At 69.5% G+C, this 21,457-nt stretch carries 19 protein-coding genes; 7 read left to right on the top strand and 12 right to left on the bottom strand.

All coding sequences use genetic code 11. The annotated features are described in order from the left end of the window. Window positions 1-73 precede the first annotated feature (73 nt). The 5 genes from ACE3T2_RS12715 to ACE3T2_RS12695 all read right to left on the bottom strand — a co-directional run bounded on the left by ACE3T2_RS12715 (window position 74) and on the right by ACE3T2_RS12695 (window position 6,153). A complete protein-coding gene (locus tag ACE3T2_RS12715) occupies window positions 74-1,174 on the bottom strand; it encodes a Rieske 2Fe-2S domain-containing protein (protein ID WP_374657870.1) in 1,101 nt (366 codons plus the stop codon). Between the two features lie 16 nt (window positions 1,175-1,190). Continuing rightward, on the bottom strand, window positions 1,191-2,789 hold the full coding sequence (locus tag ACE3T2_RS12710; RefSeq protein WP_374657867.1) for an alpha-amylase family glycosyl hydrolase: 1,599 nt from the start codon (window positions 2,787-2,789) through the stop codon (window positions 1,191-1,193). Window positions 2,790-2,793: 4 nt separating this feature from the next. Continuing rightward, the gene (locus ACE3T2_RS12705; protein WP_374657865.1) at window positions 2,794-3,405 is read right to left on the bottom strand and encodes an ATP-dependent Clp protease proteolytic subunit; all 612 of its coding nucleotides are present in this window, start codon (window positions 3,403-3,405) and stop codon (window positions 2,794-2,796) included. 144 nt (window positions 3,406-3,549) lie between these two features. Beyond that, entirely contained in the window at window positions 3,550-4,596 is a 1,047-nt protein-coding gene (locus ACE3T2_RS12700; RefSeq protein ID WP_374657863.1) for a hypothetical protein, read from the bottom strand. An 81-nt stretch (window positions 4,597-4,677) separates the two neighbouring features. Beyond that, window positions 4,678-6,153 (bottom strand): M20 family peptidase, encoded by a 1,476-nt coding sequence (locus ACE3T2_RS12695; RefSeq protein ID WP_374657861.1) that lies wholly within the window; start codon window positions 6,151-6,153, stop codon window positions 4,678-4,680. A gap of 57 nt (window positions 6,154-6,210) precedes the next feature. Here ACE3T2_RS12695 and ACE3T2_RS12690 point away from each other — a divergent pair, with 57 nt between their 5' ends. Next, window positions 6,211-6,939: an extensin family protein gene (locus ACE3T2_RS12690; protein WP_374657859.1), complete on the top strand. Its 729-nt coding sequence runs from the start codon at window positions 6,211-6,213 to the stop codon at window positions 6,937-6,939. Between the two features lie 52 nt (window positions 6,940-6,991). Here ACE3T2_RS12690 and ACE3T2_RS12685 read toward each other — a convergent pair whose 3' ends face one another. Together ACE3T2_RS12685 and ACE3T2_RS12680 are read right to left on the bottom strand one after the other, a co-directional pair. Beyond that, window positions 6,992-7,744, bottom strand: a complete 753-nt coding sequence (locus ACE3T2_RS12685) for a sulfite exporter TauE/SafE family protein (protein WP_374657857.1) — start codon at window positions 7,742-7,744, stop codon at window positions 6,992-6,994. A 74-nt stretch (window positions 7,745-7,818) separates the two neighbouring features. Further along, window positions 7,819-8,784 (bottom strand): alpha/beta fold hydrolase, encoded by a 966-nt coding sequence (locus ACE3T2_RS12680; RefSeq protein ID WP_374657855.1) that lies wholly within the window; start codon window positions 8,782-8,784, stop codon window positions 7,819-7,821. Between the two features lie 123 nt (window positions 8,785-8,907). Here ACE3T2_RS12680 and ACE3T2_RS12675 point away from each other — a divergent pair, with 123 nt between their 5' ends. The 3 genes from ACE3T2_RS12675 (at window position 8,908) to ACE3T2_RS12665 (ending at window position 12,448) form a co-directional block, all read left to right on the top strand. Continuing rightward, the gene (locus ACE3T2_RS12675; RefSeq protein ID WP_374657853.1) at window positions 8,908-9,477 is read left to right on the top strand and encodes a biliverdin-producing heme oxygenase; all 570 of its coding nucleotides are present in this window, start codon (window positions 8,908-8,910) and stop codon (window positions 9,475-9,477) included. Next, window positions 9,474-11,618, top strand: a complete 2,145-nt coding sequence (locus tag ACE3T2_RS12670; RefSeq protein WP_374657851.1) for a histidine kinase dimerization/phosphoacceptor domain -containing protein — start codon at window positions 9,474-9,476, stop codon at window positions 11,616-11,618. Before ACE3T2_RS12675 ends, ACE3T2_RS12670 begins: the two co-directional genes overlap by 4 nt. 65 nt (window positions 11,619-11,683) lie before the next feature. Then, the gene (locus ACE3T2_RS12665; protein WP_374657849.1) at window positions 11,684-12,448 is read left to right on the top strand and encodes an SDR family oxidoreductase; all 765 of its coding nucleotides are present in this window, start codon (window positions 11,684-11,686) and stop codon (window positions 12,446-12,448) included. A gap of 43 nt (window positions 12,449-12,491) precedes the next feature. Here ACE3T2_RS12665 and ACE3T2_RS12660 read toward each other — a convergent pair whose 3' ends face one another. Further along, a complete protein-coding gene (locus ACE3T2_RS12660; RefSeq protein ID WP_374657847.1) occupies window positions 12,492-13,268 on the bottom strand; it encodes a hypothetical protein in 777 nt (258 codons plus the stop codon). Between the two features lie 106 nt (window positions 13,269-13,374). Then, the gene (locus ACE3T2_RS12655) at window positions 13,375-14,541 is read right to left on the bottom strand and encodes an aminotransferase (protein WP_374657845.1); all 1,167 of its coding nucleotides are present in this window, start codon (window positions 14,539-14,541) and stop codon (window positions 13,375-13,377) included. 53 nt (window positions 14,542-14,594) lie between these two features. Between ACE3T2_RS12655 and ACE3T2_RS12650 the strand changes: the two genes are divergently transcribed. Genes ACE3T2_RS12650 through ACE3T2_RS12640 form a run of 3 tightly spaced genes read left to right on the top strand, consistent with a single transcriptional unit; the run spans window position 14,595 to window position 17,826 of the window. After that, window positions 14,595-15,143 carry a GNAT family N-acetyltransferase gene (locus ACE3T2_RS12650; RefSeq protein ID WP_374657843.1) on the top strand — a complete coding sequence of 183 codons (549 nt, stop codon included), beginning with the start codon at window positions 14,595-14,597 and terminating at the stop codon, window positions 15,141-15,143. 27 nt (window positions 15,144-15,170) lie between these two features. Further along, window positions 15,171-16,754 carry a transporter gene (locus tag ACE3T2_RS12645; RefSeq protein WP_374657841.1) on the top strand — a complete coding sequence of 528 codons (1,584 nt, stop codon included), beginning with the start codon at window positions 15,171-15,173 and terminating at the stop codon, window positions 16,752-16,754. A gap of 1 nt (window position 16,755) precedes the next feature. Then, window positions 16,756-17,826, top strand: coding sequence for an HlyD family secretion protein (locus ACE3T2_RS12640; protein ID WP_374657839.1), 1,071 nt, complete (start codon window positions 16,756-16,758; stop codon window positions 17,824-17,826). A 3-nt stretch (window positions 17,827-17,829) separates the two neighbouring features. Here ACE3T2_RS12640 and ACE3T2_RS12635 read toward each other — a convergent pair whose 3' ends face one another. From ACE3T2_RS12635 to typA, 3 genes are read right to left on the bottom strand one after another with little or no spacing between them, the layout of a single operon-like run. Next, the gene (locus tag ACE3T2_RS12635) at window positions 17,830-18,174 is read right to left on the bottom strand and encodes a response regulator (RefSeq protein ID WP_374657898.1); all 345 of its coding nucleotides are present in this window, start codon (window positions 18,172-18,174) and stop codon (window positions 17,830-17,832) included. A 13-nt stretch (window positions 18,175-18,187) separates the two neighbouring features. Next, on the bottom strand, window positions 18,188-19,498 hold the full coding sequence (locus ACE3T2_RS12630) for a sensor histidine kinase (protein ID WP_374657837.1): 1,311 nt from the start codon (window positions 19,496-19,498) through the stop codon (window positions 18,188-18,190). Further along, window positions 19,498-21,333, bottom strand: a complete 1,836-nt coding sequence (gene typA / locus ACE3T2_RS12625) for a translational GTPase TypA (protein WP_374657835.1) — start codon at window positions 21,331-21,333, stop codon at window positions 19,498-19,500. Before typA ends, ACE3T2_RS12630 begins: the two co-directional genes overlap by 1 nt. Window positions 21,334-21,457: the final 124 nt, after the last annotated feature.

Genomic DNA, 21,457 nt, shown 5'->3' with positions numbered 1-21,457 from the left:
CTGAATGGCGCGTCGAAATGAGCGGCCAGCAGACCCTCCGGCGGGCGCTATGGCAAGCCCCGCCTGGGCTTGGTCAGCTGCGCCAGCGCAGGGTGGCCGCCTCGACCGGATTCTGGAACGGCCGGCCGGCCTTGCGGCTGGCGGCCCGTTCACGCTTCAGCTGCTGATACCATTTGGCCTGGCGATCGGCGTCGTCGATCCAGAGCAGGGCCGGATCGTAGCGCAGCCCCTCGTTCTGCAGGTTCACCATGTCGCCGTCCTGGCGCAGGAAGGCGCGCGCGCCGGCGGCGATGAACGGCTTGAGCAGCAGGAAGGCCGGGTGGTCGGACCAGACGATCTGGGTGATCCGGGTCCTGGTCTCGTGGATGGGCGTGAGGCAGGTCAGCGACAGCACCTGGCGCTGGCCGACGGTCACGTGCTCCCAGCGCAGGCCGGGGATGCGGAAGGTGATCTCGGTCAGCGGCTCGCCGCCCAGGATGGCGTAGGCGCGGCTGTTCTTGCTGGGCTCGTGGCGGACCATGGAGAAGCCCATGTCGCGCGGTTCGAACTTCTTGGCCTTCTCGTGCTGGCTCTTGGCCGAGCGCCACCACCACTGCTGGTGCACATACGGGCCATGGGCCGGGTCCATCAGGCCGACGACGGCGTGGTCGATGTGCGAGTCGAAGTCCATGCGGTCGACCAGCTTCGGCCCGCCGCCGACTACCCCGGGGAAGACGGGCGGGGCGATGTCGGGTTCGCCGTCGAAGCGCGGGTCCGACGAGATCCAGACGAAGACCAGGCCCTGGCTCTCGGCGGCGGGATAGCGGCGCACGCGGATGCGGCTGACGTCCATCGCCTGGTCCTCGACCAGCGATGGAATGGCCGCGCAGGCGCCGTCGGTGCGGAAGCGCCAGCCGTGATAGGGGCACTCGACGCTGGGCGCGCCGTCGGCTTCGGCGGTCAGCTTGCCGGCCGACAGCGGTGCGGCGCGGTGCGGGCAGATGTCCTTGATCGCATAGACCTTCCCCGCCCGGTCGCGGCCCAGCAGGATCGGCTCGCCCAGCAGTTCGTAGCGCTGGAGCTTGCCGGGCTTCAGGTCCGAGCCGAGGGCGGCGAAGTACCAGATGTCGTGCAGGAAGCCGCGGCCGAACCTGGCGTCGGCGGTGGATTGGGTCTTGGTCTCGCCGTCGGGCATGGCGTCTTCTAGCGCGTCACGCGAGCCGGAGGAACCGGGCGGCGTGCGGACCAAGATGCAGGGCCGCGCCGTCGAGGGTCGCTTCGCCGGTTCCAGGGGCGAGGAGTTCAGCGCCGCCCAGCCGCTCGTCGCCGAACACGGCCGGAACCGCGCCCATGTTGAAGACGCAGACGACCTGCTCGGCCGCCTCGCGGCGGACGAAGGCGAGGATGGGCTCGGGCGCGGCGATCATCTCCAGATCGCCGCGGGCCAGGGCGGGGCTGGCGCGGCGCAAGGCCAGCAGGGCGCGCGAGAAGGCCAGGGTGGAGCCTTCGTCCGCCTCCTGGGACGCGACCGAAAGGCCCGCGTGCTCGACCGCCAGCGGCAGCCAGGGCCGGCCGGTGGTGAAGCCCATGTTGGGCCCCTCGGTCCAGGGCATCGGCGTGCGCGAGCCGTCGCGGCCCTTGGCGATCGGCCAGTAGAGGTCGCCGACCGGGTCGCGCAGCTGATCGCGGGTCAGGCTCTGGGCTTCGGGCAGGCCGAGTTCCTCGCCCTGGTAGAGCAGGACGGTGCCCTTGAGGCTCAGCAGCAGGGCCAGCATCAGGCGCGCGACCTCCTGGCCGCCGCCGAACCGCGTGGCGGTGCGGGGAATGTCGTGGTTGCAGAACGAGATGCAGGGCCAGTGGCCGGGGAAGCGGTCGAGGGTCGCGTAGTGGTCGCGAAACAGATCCGGCGACAGGCGATGGGCGTGCAGCAGGACGAAGGTGTAGGCCGAATGCAGCCCCTCGTCCGGCGTGCAGTAGGCGCCGCAGCGTTCCTCCTCCTCGGAGAATTCGCCGAACACGAAGCGGTCGCCGAAGGCGTCCACGCGGCGGCGGATCTCGTCGAGCAGGGGGATGTTCTCGGGCAGGTTGGAGTCGTGCAGGTGGCGCTGCATCTCGCTGGCGTGCGCCCAGTGACGGCGGCGGCGATCCTGCGGCGGCACCGGCGGATTGTCGGTCAGGGTGTCGTCGTGGAGGAAGGTGCCGGCCACGTCGAGGCGGAACCCGTCGACGCCCCGCGCCAGCCAGACGTCGAGCACGTCGAGCGCCGCGGCCTTGGCCTGCGGGTGGCGCCAGTTCAGCTTGGGCTGCTGGCGCAGGAACTTGTGGTGGTAGTGCTGGCGCCTGGCGGGCTGGTAGGCCCAGGCCGGGCCGCCGAACACCGAAAGCCAGTTGTTGGGGGCGGTCCCGTCGCGGCCGGGTTCGGCCCAGACGTACCAGCCGGCCTTCTCGCCGTCCTCGCCGCCGTCGCGGCTGGCGGCGAACCAGGGATGTTCGTCGCTAGTGTGGGACAGGACCTCGTCCAGCAGGACCTTCAGGCCCCGCGCGTGGGCGGCGGCGATCAGAGCCTCCAGGTCGGCCAGGGTTCCGTAATCGGGATGGACGCCTTCGTAGTCGGAGACGTCATAGCCCCAGTCGCGGTTTGGCGAGGGGTGGACAGGCGAGAGCCAGATGGCGTCGACGCCCAGGCTCTCGATGTAGTCCAGCCGCGACAGCAGCCCCCGCAGGTCCCCGTGGCCGTCGCCGCTGGAGTCGCAGAAGCTGCGCACATAGACATGGTAGACGACCGCGCCCTTCCACCAGGGCGCGGTCACGGCGTCAGGCCTCGGTCGCGTTGGTGATGATCTTCGAGACCACGCCGTACTCGACGGCCGCCTCGGCGCTCATCCAGAAGTTCCGCTGGGTGTCCTTGACGATCTTCTCATAGGGCTGGCCGGTCTCGCGAGCGATCACGCGGTTCACGCGCTCGCGCATCTTCACGATCTCTTCCGCCTCGATCTCGATGTCGCTGGCCTGGCCGCGCACGCCGCCGGTGGGCTGGTGCAGCAGGAACCGGGTGTTGGGCAGGCAGAAGCGGTTTTCCTTGGCCGCGCCAAGGAAGATGTGGGCGCCCGAGGACGCCACCCAGCCGGTGCCGATCACCTTCACCTGCGGACCGCAGTAGCGGATCATGTCGTGGATGGTGTCGCCGCTCTCGACGTGTCCGCCGGGGGAGTTGATCACCACCTTGATCGGCTTGTCGCTCTCGGCCGACAGGGCCAGGAGCTGGGCGGTGACGCGTTCGGCCAGCCGCATGTCGATCTCGCCGAACACCAGCACGGTGCGCGACTTGTAAAGCGCGTTCTGCACGGGCCCGGCCGTCATCGGCATGTCGGGCTTGCGGGCGCCGTCTTCGCTGTCTTCGTCTTCGTCCAGGCGCCAGTTACGCATCAAGGGTCTCCAATTCAGTTGCACGGAACGTGCGATGCGCAGCGCCGCTTCGCAAGGGCCGGAACGACCTGCGGGGCGCGATTCATGCGCAAGGGCCGCATCTCTAGGGCGTTTGTCTGACGAAGTGGTTTCCGCCGGCCGGGCTCAGCGCAGCTTCAGGGCCAGCAGGACCAGCAGGGCCGAGACCCCGATCTGCAGCAGCATGAAGCGCACCAGCACCTGGCTGTTCGTCCAGCCGAGCTCCTTGCGGCAGTGGTCGTGCAGCGGGAAACGCACGCGCGAGAGCACTTTCAGGCCGAAGAAGCGCGCCAGCGCCACCTTCACCAGCCCGGTCGCGCCGTTGAGCAGCAGCACCGAGCCGATCAGCAGCAGAAACAGCGGGTTGTTGGTCGCGACCACCAGCATGCCGATCAGCAGGCCGATGGGCCGCGAGCCGGCGTCGCCCATCAGCACCTGACTGGGCGGGGCGTTGTACCAGAGGTAGCCGGCGATGCAGCCGACCATCAGGAAGGCCATGATCGCCCAGTTGGCGCCGTCGCGATTGACCGGGATGCGCAGGTGCGAGGCCACCGCCTCGTTGCCGATCACCGTGTAGAGCAGCCCGCCCAGGATGATGATCGCCACGCCGCTGAGACTGCCGGAGACGCCGTCGACCCCGTCCGAGCAGTTGGTGGCGTTGATCGACAGCCAGATCACCCCGGCGGCCAGGGGAATGGCGATCCAGGGCGCCAGGGTCAGGCCGCCCTTCCAGAGCGGCAGCCAGATATCGACCGGCTGGAAGCCGCATATCACCGTGGCCGCGCCCAGGGCGATGGCCGCGTCCATCACCGCCAGCTGGTACTCGCTGAAGCCGCCTCTGCGGTCGTCCAGATAGCCGACGACCAGGGCCGCCAGCATGAAGGGCACGGTCAGCAGCGGCCGCGCAGTGATCGGAATGAAGATCAACGAGGCCACGCAGAACAGGCTGATGAAGATCAGGCCTGCGCTGACCGGCTTGCCGACGCTCTGGTCGGCGTTGACCGCGAAGGCGCGGCCGCGGTCGGTCGGCAGCATCGACCACAGCCGCGGCAGCAGGATCCAGGTCGCCAGGGCGCAGGTCGCGAACCCCATCCCGGAGAGGAAGAAGAACGAGTTGAAGAGCCGCAGCGGACCCCAGGCCTCGCCCAGGGTCGTGTAGATCCAGTTCAGCATTCAGGTCGTGGTCCGCGCGGTTCGAGCAATGGGCCGATGTGTCCCAAACCGCGCGGCTTGTCGATGCGGCGAAGGCGCGGTTCAACCAGCGCTGGTGGCGATCAGCCGGGCGTAGAATTGCACGGCGCGTTCCAGGTTCTGCAGGCTCATATGCTCGTTGGTGCCGTGGATCATCTTGATGGTCTCCAGCGAGAAGGTCATCGGCTGGAAGCGGTAGACGTCGTCGGCGACGCCGGTCAGGTAACGGCTGTCGGTGCCGGCGGTGACCAGGCTGGGCGCAACCGGGCTCTTGGAGGTGTCGGCGGCCAGGGCGGCGACCATCTTCCAGGCCTCGGACGTGGTCGAGGAGACGGGCGAAGGCTCGTTCGGCTTGCGGTCCCAGGAAAAGACCAGCGGCAGGCCGGCGGTCGCGGCCTTGGCGCGGGCCAATACGGCGGCCGACGAATCGCCCGGCGCGATGCGGTAGTTGATCCAGGCGGTGGCGTCCTGCGGCAGGACGTTCTCCTTGGGGCTGCCTTTCAGCATGGTCGGGGCGATGGTGGTGTGCAGCATGGCCGCGCCGGCGGGGGTGGCGGCGGCCTGCTTGAGGATCAGCGGCTCGAACAGCCAGCGGTTGGCCATGGCCATGCGGATCGGGAAGGCGCCCTGGGGGGCCAGGGTCTCCATCATCATGCCGCCCGGGCCGTCCAGCTTCAGCGGGGCCTGGTCCGCAGCGATGGCGGTCACGGCCTTGGCCAGGGTGACGACCCCGCCGGAATCGGCAGGCGGGGCCGACGAGTGGCCGCCGGTCGCCTCGGCCGTGACCTTGAGGGTCGCATAGCCCTTCTCGGCGATGCCGATCAGCGCCACCTGGCCGCCGGTCAGCGGGTTGTCGGTGATCACCGCCATACCCTCGTCGAGCACGAACTGGGCCTTGATCCCGCGCGACTTGAAGAGATCGGCGACGGCCTGGGCGCCGGTCCCGCCGGCTTCTTCGTCATGGCCGGAGACGATGATCAGGGTGCGCCGCGGCTTGAAGCCTGTCTTGGCCAGGGCCTCGGCGCCCTCGAACAGGGTGACGAGCGAACCCTTGTCGTCGATCGAGCCTCGGCCCCAGACCGCGCCCTCGGCGATGACGCCGCCGAACGGTGGATGTTTCCAGTCGCCCTCGGTGCCCGGCGTCACCGGCACCACGTCCTGGTGGGCCATCAGCACGGCCGGGGGCAGGCTCGGGTCCGATCCCTTCCAGGTGTAGACCAGGGTGTGATCGGCGACGATCTCGCGGGTCATGGCCGCGTGGGCGGCGGGATAGGTCGCCTGCAGCCAGGCGTGCAGCTTGTCCCATTCGCCGTACTGGTTCTCGGCCTTGTCCTGGTGGCTGACAGTCTGGAACTGGACCGCCTGCGACAGGTGCTGGGCGGCCTGGCTGGTGTCGATCGCCACCGCCGGCGCCAGTTTCACCTTCGAGAGGTCCACGCCGGCGGGCGCCTTGTAGGTCGCCGTTCGGACCCCGACTATCACCGCCAGCAGCAGAACGACCGCGACCAGGCCCAGAGCGATTCGACCAATGAGTTTCATGCACGCCTCCCGACAACGGCGTGACCATAGGGCGGCGCCCCTGGGGAAGGAAAGCGCGTGCGCCTGATCGCCTTTCCGTCACGGCGCGTGATGTGGGGTGCGTCTTGGGCGGGGCTGCTCGACGTGCTGCTGGCGGCCGCGGCGGTGGTGCTGTGGGCGAACGCCCATGCGCCGCGCCAGGACCTGCCCTGGAAGCCGCTGCGGCTGGCCGACCCGCCGGGCCTGGCCACCGGCTGGCAGCTCGATCGCGCCGCCTCTGATCCGGCGCTCTGCCGCGCGACCCTGCACGAGGCCGGGGTGCGGTTCGTCGAGAGCCCGCCGCAACAGGGCGGCGGCTGCAGTCAGCTCGACGCGGTGCGGCTCACCGGCGGGACGACGCCGCTGTCGCCAGCCAGGCCGGTCATGACCTGCCGACAGGCCCTGGCCTACGCCCTGTGGGACCGCCAGACGCTGCGGCCGGCGGCGCGCGAGGTGCTGGGCGAACCACTGGCGAGGGTCGATCACATGGGGACCTATGCCTGTCGCAACATGTACGGGCGCGCCGGTGGTCCGCGCAGCCAGCACGCCTTCGCCAACGCCCTGGACGTCGGCGGCTTCACCACGGCGAGCGGCCGGCGGGTGCGGGTGCTGAACCAGTTCGGCGGGCAGGACGACCGTGGGGTCTTCCTGCGCCGCGTTCGCGACGGCGGCTGCAAGGCGTTCCACATGGTGCTGAGCCCCGACTACAACGCCGCGCACAGGGATCATCTGCACCTGGATTCCGGGAGCTACCGTCGCTGCGACTAGGCGGGTTGAGGAAAAGCGCGACGCGGCTTTCCGCCCGCAACCGCTCCGAAATTCAACGCGCGGCGCGAACGAAGAAGACCGCGGTCATGGCGACCGAGAGGGCGATGGTGGCGGCGCGGACCAGCCGCGGGTCGAGCCGACGGCCGAGGTGCGCGCCCAGATATCCGCCGACCACGGCCGCCGCGCCCATGATCAGCGCCTCGCGCCAGCGCACGGCCCCGGCGATGGCGAAGCAGACCACGGCGACGGTGTTGGCGGCGCTGACCATCAGCGTCCGGGCCGGATTTAGCGCCTTGAGGTCCGCACCGGCCAGCAGGCTCCAGGCGGCCATCATCATCAGCCCGACCGCGCCGCCGAAGTAGCCGCCGTAGACGCCGAGGCCGAACTGAAGGACGAGGATCGGCCCCGCGCCCAGTCGCGCGCGGCGTTGGAGCCAGGGGGCGACCCTGGGCCCGAAGGCCAGGGCCAGGGTCGCGGTCAGCAGCAGCCAGGGCAGGATGGCGTCGAAGGCCGAGGACGGCGTCCAGAGCAGCAACAACGCGCCGACCAGCCCGCCGGCCAGGGTGACGGCCAGCATCGGCCTAACCGGAACGCCCGCCACCTGGCCGAGGCCTCCGCGATAGACCCAGGCGCTGGCCAGGCCGCCGGGATAGAGGGCGACTGTGCTGGTGGCGTTGGCCGCCACCGACGGGACTCCGGCGGCGATCAGGGCCGGCAGGGTGACGAATGAGCCGCCGCCCGCCAGGGCGTTCATCGTCCCGGCCAGGAGGCCGGCGCCGGCGAGCAGCAGGGCGGTTTCGGACATGGGCGAAGGCTCGCCCCGCCGAGCCCTGCGCGCAATGCGTGTTCCCCGCAGTCAGCCTTCGCAGGCGGCGAAGGTCAGAGCGATTTCAGCCAGGGGATCAGGCGGGCGTTCACCTCGGCCGGACGTTCCTGCTGGGTCCAGTGGCCGCAGCCCGGCAGGATGTCGGCGCCCCGCAGGTTCGGCATCTCGGCGCCCATGATCGCCATCAGGTCGCCCTTGCCCAGCATGGACAGCACAAGGTCGCGCTCGCCGCCGACGAAGAGGGCGGGCTGCTCGATCCTGCGGCCCTCGAAGCCGCGCAGAAACTCGAAGTCGCGCTGGTGATTGCGATAGCGGTTGAGCGGGCCCCGGAACCCCGAGCGCTCGAACTCGTCCACGTAGTAGTCGAGGTCGGCCGCCGTCAGCCACGCGGGGAACGGCTCAGGGTCGACGAGGCCCTCCAGCAGGCTTTGACCGTGGGTCTTGTCTTTGGGCCAGGCGCCGTCCGGAGCGTCGCCGCTGATGGCGTAGTAGAACTTGCGCAGGGCGCCGCGGACGTCGGCCTCCAGCTCGGCCTCGGCCGGGCCGATGTTCTGGAACCAGGCCTGGTAGAAGAACTTGCCGCGGCTGGTGAACACCGCCTCGATCATGTCGCTGAACGGCCGCTTGGGAACGCCGGTGTAGGGGACTGACAGGCCGGCGACGGCCCGCACGCGGTCGGGCCGGGTCAGGGCGGTGTTCCAGACGATCGGCGCGCCCCAGTCGTGGCCGACCAGCACGGCCGGCGAATCGGGACTGAGCGCCTCGATCAGGGCGGCGACATCGCCGGTCATGTGCTCCATGTCGTAGGCTTCGACCGGATGCGGTTTGGACGAGCCGCCGTAGCCGCGCACGTCGATGGCGCAGGCGGTGAAGCCCGCCTGGGCGACCGGCCCCATCTGGTGGCGCCAGCTGTACCAGCTCTCAGGAAAACCGTGGACCATGACGACCAGCGGGCCCTGGCCCTCGAAGGCGCAGCGCAGGGTGGCGTCGGGCAGGGCGATGTCGCGAAACTCGGGCATGACGTCACGCTATCGGTCCCAGCCGCATCGACAAGCCGTTTCATCGCCTCGTAGTGTCGAGCTCCAGACAGACCGGCCAGCCATGTGCGCCTATGCGCCGTCGGTAAGCCGATTGGAGCATCGATGAGTTTGAGCGTGCTGGAAAGGCTGCGCGAGGCCACGCGGCCGGCGCATGAGCGGCTGGAAGAGCGGCTCGACATGCTGTCGAAACTTGGGTCGGTCGAGCAGCGGAGGACCCTGGCGGCCGCGTTTCATCGTCTGCATGCCGGCATGGAGCGCGAGTTGGCGCCCTGGCTGGCCGATCTGGACGGCCTCGACTTCGACGACCGGCGGCGCAGCCTGGTTCTCGACGCCGATCTGGCGGCGCTGGGCGCGACTGCGCCTGCGCCGACCGCCGCGCCGCGGCCGGCGGGCCGCGCCGAGGCTCTGGGCCTGATGTACGTGCTGGAAGGCTCGAGCCTGGGCGGCAAGGTGATCCGCAAGCACGCCGAGCGCGCGGGCCTGGACATGAGCGGTCTCGGCTTTCTCGACCCCTATGGCGAGCGGACCGGCCAGGCTTGGCGGTCGTTCCTGGCGGTGCTCGAGCGCGAATGCCCGGCGCAGGACGAGGCCCTGGGCCAGGCCGCGGCGCGCGGCGGGGTGATGGGCTTCGCCCACGCCGAACAGGTGCTGCTGGATGGGAGCGGGTCATGAGCGTCGAAGCCGAGGGGATGGTCGACCTGACATCCTGCGATCGCGAGCCGATCCACATTCCAGGCTCGATCCAGCCCCACGGCATGTTGCTGGTGGCCGACCGGGACAACCTGACGGTCAGCCATGGCGCCGGGCCGGTCGAGACCCTGCTGGGCGTGCAGGACTGGCAGGGCGCGGCGCTCGGCCGCTTGCTGGGCGACGAGGTCGCCGGGCGAATCGCGCGCATCACCGAATCGGCGGCCAGCGGCGGCTTCGCCGGCCAGGTCCAGGCGGGAGGCCGCGCCTTCGACGTCCACGTCCAGATGGACGGCGAGCGGGTCCTGGTCGAGGCGGAACCGGGCCCGCCGACGCCGGCCTCGTCCTCGGCCATTCTGGGGGCGCTGGAGGCGGCTGGCCTGGCTTTCGAGCGCGCGGCCAATCTGAAGAGCCTGTGCGAGCGGGCGGCGGTGGAGTTCCGCCGGATCACCGGCTTCGACCGGGTGATGATCTACCGCTTCCTGGACGACGACGCCGGGGCGGTGCTGGCCGAGGACCGCGCGCCCCATCTGCCGTCGTTCCTGAACCACCGTTTCCCCGGCTCGGACATCCCGCGCCAGGCCCGGGCGCTCTATCTGCGCAACCTGGTCCGGGTGATCCCGGATATCGGCTATGCGCCGGCGCCGCTGCGCCCCGCCTGGACCGAAGCGCCGCTGGACATGAGCGACTGCGCGCTGCGCAGCGTCTCGCCCGTGCACATGCAGTACATGCGCAACATGGGTGTAGGGGCCTCGGCATCGATCTCCATCGTCAAGGACGGGGCGCTCTGGGGGCTGGTCGCCTGTCACCACGCGATTCCGATGCTGCTGCCCTATGACATTCGAGTCGCCTGCCGGGCCTTGGCCGGAGGGCTCGCCCGCCAGATCAAGGCCAAGGAGGAAGCCGAGACCCTGCGCGAGCGCCTGCGCCTGCGCAGCCTCGAAGACGAGATCGTCGGCCTGTTGGCGCGTGCGCCGTCGCTGGACGAGGGCCTGCGCGAAGTCACGCCGGATCTGGTCCGGGCCCTTAACGCCGACGGCGTGGCGGTGATGCGGGGCGGCGAGATGCTGCAGGCCGGAAGCTGCCCGCCGGAAACGGCGATCCGCGACCTGGCCGTCTGGCTGATGGAGACTGCAGGCGATCAGTTCGAAACCAGCCGCCTACCCCTGGCCTATCCGCCGGCCGAAGCCTTCCGGGAAGCAGCGAGCGGCCTGCTGGGGACGGTGGTGTCGCGCGACGAGCCGTTTATCATCATCTGGTTCCGGGCCGAGCAGGTCGAGGAGATCAACTGGGCTGGCAATCCGCATAAACTGGCCGCCGGCCCCGACGGGGTGCTGACGCCGCGCGCTTCGTTCGAGGCCTGGAGCGAGGCGGTGCATGGCCGCTCGCGGCCCTGGAGCGCGGGCGAGGTCGAGCGAGCGGGCCACTTGCGCCGCGCGATCCTGGAAGTGCGCCAGGGGCGGCGCATGCGCGAGCTTAACGCCCGGCTCTCGGAGACCCTGATCGAGAAGGAAGGCCTGATCGAGCAGAAGGAGCTGCTGCTGCGCGAGGTGAACCACCGGGTGCAGAACAGCCTGCAGCTGGTCTCCAGCTTTCTGGGCCTGCAGGCCCGCGCCTCGGACAGCGACGAGCTGAAGGAGAGCTTCGAGGAGGCGCGCCGGCGGCTGTCGGCGGTCGCCCTGGTCCATCGCCGCCTCTATCGCGCCGACCAGATCGAGAGCGTCGATCTGGCGCGCTATATCGAGGAGCTGGTCGAGGACATGGCCGCCTCGATGGGGCCGGAATGGGAGGGGCAGGTCGCGCTGGACCTGGCGCCGGTGGCGACGCCGACCGACCGCGCGGTGACCCTGGGCCTGATCATCACCGAGCTGGTGATCAATGCGAACAAATACGCCTACGGCGGACGGCCCGGGCCGATCGACATCTCGCTCTCGCAGGGCGACGGGCGGCTCCGCGTTGCGGTCGCCGACCGCGGCAAGGGCCGCCACGGCCCCGGCCAGGGCTTCGGCACCCGCATGATGAACGCCATGGTCGCCCAGCTGCATGGAGTGCTCGACTATCAGGACGGCGCGCCAGGCCTGCGTGCGGTGCTGACCGCCCCTGTGGTCTTCGATCCGGACGCTTGACCCGACGTCTGCCGCTGCGGCAAATGGCGACGACAAAATCAAACACATGTTTGGAAGGAAGCGCCATGGGCGAACTGTTCGACCTGACGGGCAAGGTCGCGATCATCACCGGATCCTCGCGCGGCATCGGCAAGGCGATCGCCGAGCGGATGGCCGAGCACGGCGCGAAGGTGACGATCTCGTCGCGCAAGGCCGGCCCGTGCGACGAGGTCGCTGCCGAGATCAACGCCCGCCATCCGGGCGCGGCCATCGCCGTGCCGGCCAATATATCCTCCAAGGACGACCTTCAGAACCTGGTCGACGAGACCCGCAAGGCGTTCGGCAAGGTCGACATCCTGGTCTGCAACGCCGCCTCGAACCCCTATTACGGGCCGATGAGCGGCATCGCCGACGATCAATTCCGCAAGATTCTCGAGAACAACGTCATCGCCAACAACTGGCTGATCAATATGGTCGCCCCGGAGATGCGCGAGCGGAAGGACGGCTCGATCGTCATCATCTCGTCGATCGGCGGCCTGCGCGGCACCTCGGTGATCGGCGCCTACGCCATCTCCAAGGCAGCTGACATGCAGCTGGCGCGCAACCTCGCCCAGGAGCTGTCGCCCGACAACATCCGGGTCAACTGCATCGCGCCGGGCCTGGTGAAGACCGACTTCGCCAAGGCGCTGTGGGACACGCCGGAGGGCGAGAAGCGCGCCTCCTCAGGCACGCCGCTGCGCCGTTTGGGCGAGCCGGACGATATCGCCGGGGGCGCGGTGTTCCTGGCCTCCAAGGCCGGAGGCTGGATGACCGGCCAGACCATCGTCATCGACGGCGGCTCGACCTCCTGACCAACAAAAAGGCCGCCCGTCGGGGCGGCCTTTTCAATTCAGATCAGTAGATCACCGGTGGTTGCGGCGCCGGACGGTATTCCGGCGGCGGACCATAGGACGGCGGCGGGCCGTCGCGGTCCTCGGGGCCGTAGGCCGGCTGCTGCGGCCCATAATGAGGTTCGGCCGGGGCGTATTGCGGGCCTTGCGAGTAGTAGCCGCCCTGTTGCGGGCCCTGCTCGTAATAGGCGACCGGCGGTTGGGCCGGCTGGCAGCAGGGGCCGGGGGCGGGATAGGAGCGGTAGACCCGGCGGTACTCGTAGTAGGTCACCGGCTGGGGGCCGCCATAGGCGTAGGTCGGGTGGGCGTAGCCGCCCTGCTGATAATAGCCGTCTTGCTGATAGCCGCCCTGAGGGTAGGGATCGGCGCCGTAGCCCGGGCCGTAGCCGTAGGCTTGGCCATAGGGCTGGTCGAAGGGCGGATAGTTGCCCGCGCGGGCGGCCAGGGCCGCCGTACCGCAGGCCGCCGAGCTGGAGCCTGCCTTGCCGCCCGCCAGGGCGCCGACCAGGCCGCCAAGGCCCGCGCCTTCGGCCACCACGCCCGCGCCCGCCGCTGCGCCGCCGGCCAGGCCGCCGGCCAGCAGGCCAACGATGCCCCAGCCGAGACGGCGCTGCGCCGCTTGTCGCGCGCAGGGATCTGCAGGCCCGTAGGGGACGTGGGCGCGCGGCGCGTACTCGCCACGGTAACGGTAGTCGTGGGCTTGGGCCGCGCCGCCCAGCGCCGAAACGCCGATCGCCAGGGCGACCCCGCCCGCCACGGCCTGTCTCACTCGCAGGTGCATTTCCGGATCCTCTCGAAACGCTCTCGCCCCAGGATAGACTCAAGGCCCCGAGCGCAGAAAACCCAGACAACCTGTGCGGTATCCGGGTTCTTTCCCAGCGAGAACGTTAACCAGACCGGGAAAGCTCCCGCGCCTTGGCGAGCCGGGCGACGCCCTCGTCCAGGGTGGCGTCCGCCTTGGCCAGGCACAGCCGCAGGATCGTGCGCACGTGGTCCTGCTCGTAGAGCGCCGAGACCGGGATGCTGGCGACGCCAGCGTCCTTGACCGCGCGCAGGGCGAAGGCGCGGTCGTCCTCGGCGACGCCCGAGGCCGGCAGGTCGATGTTGAGGAAATAGGTGCCCTGGGCCGGCAGGGTGACGAAGCCTTCCCGCTTCAGGCCCTGCGCCAGCCGGTCGCGCGAACGCTGGAGGCTGGCCGGCATCTCCTCGAACCAGCCGCCGCTGTTCTCCAGGCCCCAGGCCACGGCGGCCTGCAGGTTGGGCGGGGTGGTGAACGTCAGGAACTGGTGGGTGCGGGCCAGCGCGCGGCTCAGCTCGGCGCCGGCGCAGAGGAAGCCGACCTTCCAGCCGGTGAGGCCGAACATCTTCCCGGCCGAGCCGATCTTCACCGTGCGCTCGCGCATGCCCGGCAGGGCCATGAGCGGGACGTGGCGGGCGCCGTCGAAGATCACCTGCTCCCAGACCTCGTCGCAGATCGCCACCGCGTCGTGGGCGACGCAGAATTCCGCCAGCAGGGCGAGGTCCTCGGCCGGAAGCACGGCGCCGGCCGGGTTGATCGGGTTGTTCAACACCACGAACCGGGTGCGCGGGGTGAAGGCGGCCTCCAGCATGGCGCGGTCGAAGCGCCAATGCGGCGGCTGCAGGGTGACCAGCCGGGCCACGCCGCCCGCGCGGCGGATCAACGGCAGGTAGGCGTCGTAGAGCGGCTGGAACACCACCACCTCGTCGCCTGGCTGGATCAGCCCGAGGAAAGCGGCGGCCAGCGCCTCGGTCGCGCCCGAGGTGATGGTGACCTCGCTCTTCCAGTCGAGGTCGAGGCCCTGGGCGCGGCGATAGTGGGCGGCGACCGCCTCGCGCAGCTCGGGCAGGCCGGCCATGGGCGGATACTGGTTGTAGCCGTTCAGCACGGCGTCGGCCGCCTTCTGGCGCACCGCGGCCGGGCCGGGATCGTCCGGAAAGCCCTGGCCCAGGTTGATCGCGCCCAGTTCGCGCGCGAGGCCGGACATCTCCTCGAAGATGGTGGTGGGCAGGTTTGCGAAGATCGGATTGGCCATGAAACTTGCCTAGACCATTTTTCGCCGAAGTGGGCGCCGGTTCGGCGCAAAAAATGGTCCAGATTCAAAGTTGCGTGAGCAAGTCCCGATCCGACGATCGGGACTTGCTCGGGCACGGCTGGCGGCGGGATATCTCGCTCATGCGGATCGTGCCTTTCGAGCCGCGCCACGCCGAGGCCTGGCGCACGCTGAACGAAGCCTGGATCTCCAAACACTTCGCCATCGAGGCGAAGGACCGCGTCGTGCTGGACGACCCGGCCGGCCAGATTCTGGCCAAGGGCGGCCGTATCTTCATGGCCGAGCAGGACGGAGAGGCGATCGGCTGCGTGGCGCTGATCGCCATGGAAGGCGGCGGCTTCGAGGTCGCGAAGATGACGGTGGCCGAGGCGGCGCGCGGAACAGGCCTCGGCCGGTCGCTGATGCAGGCGTGCATCGACGAGGCGGTCCGGGCCGGCGCGCCCCGGCTCTATCTGGAGACCAATTCCAGTCTCGCGCCGGCGATCGGCCTCTATCGCGCCATGGGGTTCGTCGACCTGACGCCCGAGATGCGACCCCCCAGCGACTATGCGCGTTGTGACGTCTGGATGGAGCGCGTGTTCTAGCTTGGTCGAGAGAGAGGCATAGGACGCATGGGGGGGCCGCCGAAATCCGTCTGGGCGCGCGCCCTGACCTACGGCGGGATCTCGATGCTGCTCGGCCTGACTCAGGGGCTGGGCTTCAACCTGGTCAACAACAACCTGCCCTGGATCCAGGGCTCGCTCGGCGCCTATCCCAGCGAGGCGGCCTGGCTTGCGACGGCCTACACCGCCACCAACGCCACCATCGCCCTGCTGGCGATCAAGTTCCGCTTCCAGTTCGGCATCCGGCTGTTCGGCGACATCGGGCTCGGCCTCTTCATCCTGGTCGCGGTGGCGCACCTCTTCACCGACGACCTGCGCTCGGCCATCGCGGTGCGGGCGGCGTCGGGCGTAGCGGCGACGGCGCTGTCGACCCTGGCCCTGCTCTACATGATCAACGCCGTGCCCGAGGCGCGCCGGCCGATGGGCATCGCGCTCGGTGTCGGCTGGAGCCAGCTGGCCGCGCCGCTGTCGCGTCTGGTCTCGTCGGACCTGCTGGAGATCGGCCAGTGGCACGGGCTCTATCTGCTGGAGATCGGGCTCAGCCTGCTCTGCCTGGCGGCGGTGAACCTGGTGCGCCTGCCGCCCGTGCCGCGGATGAAGATGTTCCAGGCGCGGGACTTCCTCACCTTCGCCCTGTTCGCGCCGGGCATCGCCCTCCTGTGCGCCGTGCTTTCGCAAGGGCGCTTCGTCTGGTGGTTCGACGCGCCGTGGCTGGGCTGGGCCCTGGCGGCGGCGATCGTACTGCTGGCGGCCGCGGTGCTGGTCGAGCTGCATCGCGAGCAGCCGCTGCTGCATGTTCGGTGGCTGTCCAGCGCCGACATGCTGCGGCTGGTGGTGATCATCCTGCTGTTCCGCATCGTGCTGTCCGAGCAGGGCGTCGGCGCCTTCGGCTTCCTGCAGGCCATGGGCATGAACAACGACCAGATGCACGGCCTGTCCTGGGTGATGTTCTGGGCGACGCTGGCCGGCGTGGTCGGAGTGGCGATGACCATCAATCCAGCGCGGGTCTCGACGCCTGCCCTGATCGCCCTGCTGCTGATCGCGGCGGCCGCGTTCTGGGACGCCCGCGTCACCAACCTGACCCGGCCCGAGCAGATGTATCTGAGCCAGGGTCTGATCGCGTTCGCCAGCGCGCTGTTCCTGCCGGCCGCCATGCTGGCGGGCTTCAGCCGCGCCCTGCGCCAGGGTCAGGAATTCATCGTCTCGTTCGCAGTGATCTTCGGCGCCGGGCAAAGCCTGGGCGCCCTGGCAGGCTCTGCCTTCCTGGGCACGCTGATGACCGTGCGGGAAAAGGCCTATTCGGCCCAGATCGTCGAGCGGCTGGTGCTGACCGACCCGCAGGTGGCCCTGCGCGCGCGCCAGTACGCCGGCGCCTATGGCGGGGTGCTGACCGACCCGATCCTGCGCCAGGGCGAGGGGCTGGTGGTGCTGGGCCAGGTCGCGACGCGTGAAGCGACGGTGCTCGCCTATGCCGACGTCTTCCGGGTGATCGGCGTGCTGTCGCTGGTCGTCTTCGTCTATCTCCTGGCCTTGCGACTGCGCGAGGATGCGCGCGCCAAGGCCGCGCAAGCTCTTGTCACGAAGGCCGCCTGACTTGACCGAGACCGCCCAGACCGACCCCGTCCCCAGCCGCCGCCCCTGGTCGCGCGCCGCCGTACCGATCGCCGCCGCGGCGGTCGGCGGCGTGCTGCTGGTTCTGTTCGCCTGGCGACTGCCGCCGTTCGACAGCGGCGTGCAGAGCACCGACAACGCCTATGTCCGTGGGGCGGTCACCATCATCAGCCCCAAGCTGGACGGCTACGTCACAGAAGTGCTGGTCAAGGACTTCATGGCGGTGAAGGCGGGCCAGCCGCTGGTGGTCATCGACGACCGGAACTATCGCGAGAAGGTCGATCAGGCGACGGCGGATCTGGCCGCCCAGAAGGCCAATCTCGCCAATTGGGATCAGCAGCGCCGCCGCGGCCAGGCCAATGTCAGCCTGGTCGGCGCGCAGGAGACCAGCGCGCGGGCCGCCCTCGCCAAGGCTCAGGCCGACTTCCGCCGCGCCGAACCGCTGGTCGCCAAGGGCTGGCTGGCCCCGACCGAGCTCGACCGCCTGCGGCTGGCGGTGCAGCAGGCCCAGGCCTCGGTCAGCCAGAGCCAGGCCCAGGGGCGAGTGGCCCAGGAGGACCTGACGAGCGTGGGCGTCAACCGGGCGGCGCTGGAGGCGGCGGTGGCCCGCGCCGAGGCCAGCCTGAAGCTGGCCCAGATCGACCTCTCCAACACCCGTATCGCCGCGCCGAGCGACGGCCAGGTCGGCGAGGTCGGGGTGCGGGTCGGGCAGTACGTCGCCCCGGGCACGCAGCTGATGGGCATGGCGCCGCCCGGCGTCTGGATCACCGCCAACTTCAAGGAGACCCAGATGAAGGACGTGAGGGTCGGCGAGCCGGTCTCGGTGCGCGTCGACGCCCTGCCTGGGGCGAAGTTGACAGGCCGCGTCGAGCGGATCGGACCGGCCACCGGCTCGGAGTTTGCGGTGATCAAGCCCGACAACGCGACCGGCAACTTCACCAAGGTGGTCCAGCGCCTGCCGGTGCGGATTTCGATCGACGGCGGTCAGGACGCCGCTGCGCGCCTGCGACCCGGCATGTCGGCGGTGGTCAGTATCGAGACGCGCGGGCGCTGAGGCTTAGCCGACGGTCGCCAGGGCCTCGCGCAGGGAGCGGCGGGTCAGGGGCTTGTCGATGAACCCCACAGGGTTGATCGGCGCCATGTTGCGGCGGAAATCCTCGGTGATCGAGCCGGAAAGGAATAGCGAGCGCACGCCGAGCTGGTCGTAGAGGGTCTGGGCCAGGACGCCGCCGTCGCTGTCGCGCGCCAGGCGCACGTCGACCAGGGCGAGGTCGGGGCGGTCGCCCTGCGCCAGGGCCAGGGCGTTGCGCGCGTCCGACGCCTCGGCGACCACTTCGTGGCCCATGTCCTCGAGCAGGCTGACAATGTCGAGCGCGATCAGCGCATCGTCTTCGACGACCATGATACGCAAAGCGTCAAACACTCCGTGGGAAGACCACCGCAAAGCGTGCGCCGGCCTTCGGCTGCTCGATCTCGAAGCTTCCCCCAAGCTGCCTCGCCAACGCTTCGATGGCCCGCATGCCCAGGCTTTTGCTCGCCGCCGGCGAGAAGGCGTTGGGCAGGCCATCGCCATCGTCGGCGACGCTCAAACGGAGAAGTTCGCCCTCGGTTCCGAGCGCGACCGTGATTCTTGACCGCCTATCGGCCGGACAGCCGTACTTCAAGGCGTTGGTGATCAATTCGTTGAGGATCAGGGCCAGCGGAACGGCGTGGCGCACGTCCAGCATGACGGGCTCGACCTGGGTCAGGAGCTCGATGTCCTCGCGGCCCAGCGAGTCGATCAGGTCGCGCGCAAGACCTTCGGCGTAGCGGCCCGCGTCGAAGGCGCCCACGCCGTCGCTCGCGGTATAGAGCTGCTCGTGAACGCGGCCGACGGCGATGATCCGATCCAGGGTCTTGTCCAGCGCCTCGCGGGCTTCAGGCTGCTCGACCGCGCGCGCCTGCAGGCGCACGACGCTGGCGATCTGCTGCAGGGAGTTCTTCACCCGATGATTGACCTCGGCCAGCAGCAGGTCGCGGTCGGCCAGCAGGCGGCGGAGCTGCTCGGAGATGTCGGCTTCGGCTTCACGGTCGAGGCTGATGTCGCGCAGCGCCTTGAAGAACAGCAGGGCCAGTAGCGCCGCGAAGATCAGCAGCGATGCGACGATCACCCGCCGCACGACGTTCACCTGACGGATGCGGGCCGCCTCCAGCCGTTTTTCCTCGGTCTCCAGCTCGGCGGCGATGCGGTGCACGCCGTCCATCGCCGCGATGCCTTCACCCTTCAGGATGATGCGGATGGCCGCGACCGACGCGCCGGCGCGGCGCGCGGCCATGGTCTGGTCGATGACCGACAGGCGCGTGTCCATCAGCGCGCGCAGGCGCGAGAGACGCGCCTGTTGCTGCGGATTGTCGGCGGTCAGGGTTTGGAGAAGACCGTAGCGCCGCCGGGCGTCGGCGCTGGCGGTTGCGACCTGGTCGGAGAATCGCGCCCGGCCGGTAAGGACGTAGGCGCGCTGGGCCGATTCGGCTTCGGTCAGCGACTGTCGCAGGCCTTCGATCTCGGCCCGTACCTGATGGGCGTGGGTCAGCAGGCCGGTGGCGCGGTCGTACCAGAAGAAGGCGCCGCCAAGGGCGGCGAAGGCGAGGAACAGGGCGGTGACCGTAACGGCGAGCAGGCGGAACGCCCGCTCGCGTGCGGCCTGACGGCTGGAACTCGGTTTGTTCGCGGCCGTCGCCTCGTCCACTACTCCTCCTTGGTGCGGCGCTTGCGGAAGGAGGGGTTCAGCACCTGCTTGCGCAGGCGGATCGACTTCGGCGTCACCTCGACCAGCTCGTCTTCCTCGATATAGGCGATGGCCTGTTCGAGGGTCATGCGGCGGGGCGGGGTCAGGCGCACCGCCTCGTCCTTGCCGGAGGCGCGGACGTTGGTCAGCTGCTTGGCCTTCATCGGGTTGACGTCGAGGTCGTCGGACCGCGAGTTCTCGCCGATGATCATGCCCTGATAGGTCTTTTCGCCGGCGCCGACGAACATGGTGCCCCGCTCCTCCAGGTTCCACAGGGCATAGGCCGCCGTTTCGCCGTCGGAGTTGGAGACGAGCACGCCCTTGCGGCCCGCGTCGATGGCGCCCTTGTAGGGCTCGTAGTGGCTGAACACGCGGTTCAGCACGCCCGAGCCGCGGGTGTCGGTCAGGAATTCGCCCTGGTAGCCGATCAGCGAGCGCGACGGGCTCATCAGGCTGATCCGGGTCTTGCCGGCGCCGGACGGACCCATGTCCTTCAGCTCCGCCTTGCGGGCGGACAGCTTCTCGATGACGATGCCGGTGAACTCGTCGTCGACGTCGATCATCACGTCTTCGATCGGCTCCAGGCGCTGGCCGGTTTCCGGGTCGGTCTGGAAGACCACGCGCGGACGGCTGATGGAAACCTCGAAGCCCTCGCGGCGCATGCCCTCGATCAGCACGCCGAGCTGAAGCTCGCCGCGGCCGGCCACCTCGTAGGCGTCCTTCTCACTGGTTTCGGTCACCCGGATGGCCACGTTGGACTCGGCTTCCTTCAGCAGACGGTCGCGGATGACACGGCTCTGCACCTTGTCGCCCTCGCGGCCCGCCAGCGGGCTGTCGTTGACGGACACGGTCATGGAAATGGTCGGCGGGTCGATCGGTTGCGCCGGCAGGGCGTCGGCGACTTCCATGGCGCATAGCGTATCGGCCACGGTGGCCTTCGACAGACCCGCGATCGCGACGATGTCGCCGGCTTCGGCGCCGCCGTCGATCGGCTGGCGCTTAAGGCCGCGGAAGGCCAGCACCTTGGTGATGCGGCCACGCTCGATTTCCTTGCCGTCGCGCGACAAGGCCTTGATGGCCAAGCCGGGAACGGCCTTGCCGGCCTCGATGCGGCCGGTCAGCAGGCGGCCCAGGAACGGGTCGCTTTCGATCAGCACCGACAGCATCTGGAAGGGCTCTTCCTTGCGAGCCTCGGCCCTCGGCGGCGGCACGTGGTCGACGATCAGGTCGAACAGCGGGCCGAGATTGTCGTTGGGCTGGGCCAGATCCATCGTCGCCCAGCCGTTCTTGCCCGACGCGTAGATGTGCGGGAAGTCGAGCTGCTCGTCGGTCGCGCCCATGGCGGCGAAGAGGTCGAAGGCGTCGTTCAGCACACGGTCCGGATCGGCGTGGGCGCGGTCGACCTTGTTGAGGCAGAGGATCGGGCGCAGGCCCATCTTCAGCGCCTTGCCCAGCACGAACTTGGTCTGGGGCATGACGCCTTCTTCGGCGTCCACCAGGAGGACGCAGCCGTCCACCATGCCGAGGATCCGCTCCACCTCGCCGCCGAAATCGGCGTGGCCGGGGGTGTCGATGATGTTGATGCGGGTCTCGCCCGCCTTACCGCTCCAGAGAACGCTGGTGCACTTGGCGAGGATGGTGATCCCGCGTTCGCGCTCCTGGTCGTTGGAGTCCATGGCGCGCTCGACCGTCGCCTCATTGGCTCGGAAGACGCCCGATTGAGCTAGCAGCTGGTCGACCAGGGTAGTCTTGCCGTGGTCGACGTGGGCGATGATGGCGATGTTGCGGAGCGACATTGATTTGGCTTTGAGGGCGCCTATTTGGGGAAGCGCGCGCTTTTAGGTGACGAATGGCTTTTGCGCCAGCGCCTTCTCGCCGCGGCGCCGAACGTCGGTATCATGTCATTGTGCGATGCAGCAA

The organism is Phenylobacterium sp., from assembly GCF_041919955.1.
Lineage (GTDB): Bacteria > Pseudomonadota > Alphaproteobacteria > Caulobacterales > Caulobacteraceae > Phenylobacterium.
Note: the sequence above shows the minus strand (reverse complement) of the source record. Positions and strands in the feature narration are given on the sequence as shown.

Bases quoted from the DNA above. Each gene is read 5' to 3' on its own strand.
- ACE3T2_RS12715 (WP_374657870.1), bottom strand. From the start codon at position 1,174: ATGCCCGACGGCGAGACCAAGACCCAATCCACCGCCGACGCCAGGTTC.
- ACE3T2_RS12705 (WP_374657865.1), bottom strand. From the start codon at position 3,405: ATGCGTAACTGGCGCCTGGACGAAGACGAAGACAGCGAAGACGGCGCC.
- ACE3T2_RS12700 (WP_374657863.1), bottom strand. From the start codon at position 4,596: ATGCTGAACTGGATCTACACGACCCTGGGCGAGGCCTGGGGTCCGCTG.
- ACE3T2_RS12695 (WP_374657861.1), bottom strand. From the start codon at position 6,153: ATGAAACTCATTGGTCGAATCGCTCTGGGCCTGGTCGCGGTCGTTCTG.
- ACE3T2_RS12685 (WP_374657857.1), bottom strand. From the start codon at position 7,744: ATGTCCGAAACCGCCCTGCTGCTCGCCGGCGCCGGCCTCCTGGCCGGG.
- ACE3T2_RS12680 (WP_374657855.1), bottom strand. From the start codon at position 8,784: ATGCCCGAGTTTCGCGACATCGCCCTGCCCGACGCCACCCTGCGCTGC.
- ACE3T2_RS12675 (WP_374657853.1), top strand. From the start codon at position 8,908: ATGAGTTTGAGCGTGCTGGAAAGGCTGCGCGAGGCCACGCGGCCGGCG.
- ACE3T2_RS12670 (WP_374657851.1), top strand. From the start codon at position 9,474: ATGAGCGTCGAAGCCGAGGGGATGGTCGACCTGACATCCTGCGATCGC.
- ACE3T2_RS12665 (WP_374657849.1), top strand. From the start codon at position 11,684: ATGGGCGAACTGTTCGACCTGACGGGCAAGGTCGCGATCATCACCGGA.
- ACE3T2_RS12660 (WP_374657847.1), bottom strand. From the start codon at position 13,268: ATGCACCTGCGAGTGAGACAGGCCGTGGCGGGCGGGGTCGCCCTGGCG.
- ACE3T2_RS12655 (WP_374657845.1), bottom strand. From the start codon at position 14,541: ATGGCCAATCCGATCTTCGCAAACCTGCCCACCACCATCTTCGAGGAG.
- ACE3T2_RS12650 (WP_374657843.1), top strand. From the start codon at position 14,595: ATGGTCCAGATTCAAAGTTGCGTGAGCAAGTCCCGATCCGACGATCGG.
- ACE3T2_RS12645 (WP_374657841.1), top strand. From the start codon at position 15,171: ATGGGGGGGCCGCCGAAATCCGTCTGGGCGCGCGCCCTGACCTACGGC.
- ACE3T2_RS12635 (WP_374657898.1), bottom strand. From the start codon at position 18,174: ATGGTCGTCGAAGACGATGCGCTGATCGCGCTCGACATTGTCAGCCTG.
- typA (WP_374657835.1), bottom strand. From the start codon at position 21,333: ATGTCGCTCCGCAACATCGCCATCATCGCCCACGTCGACCACGGCAAG.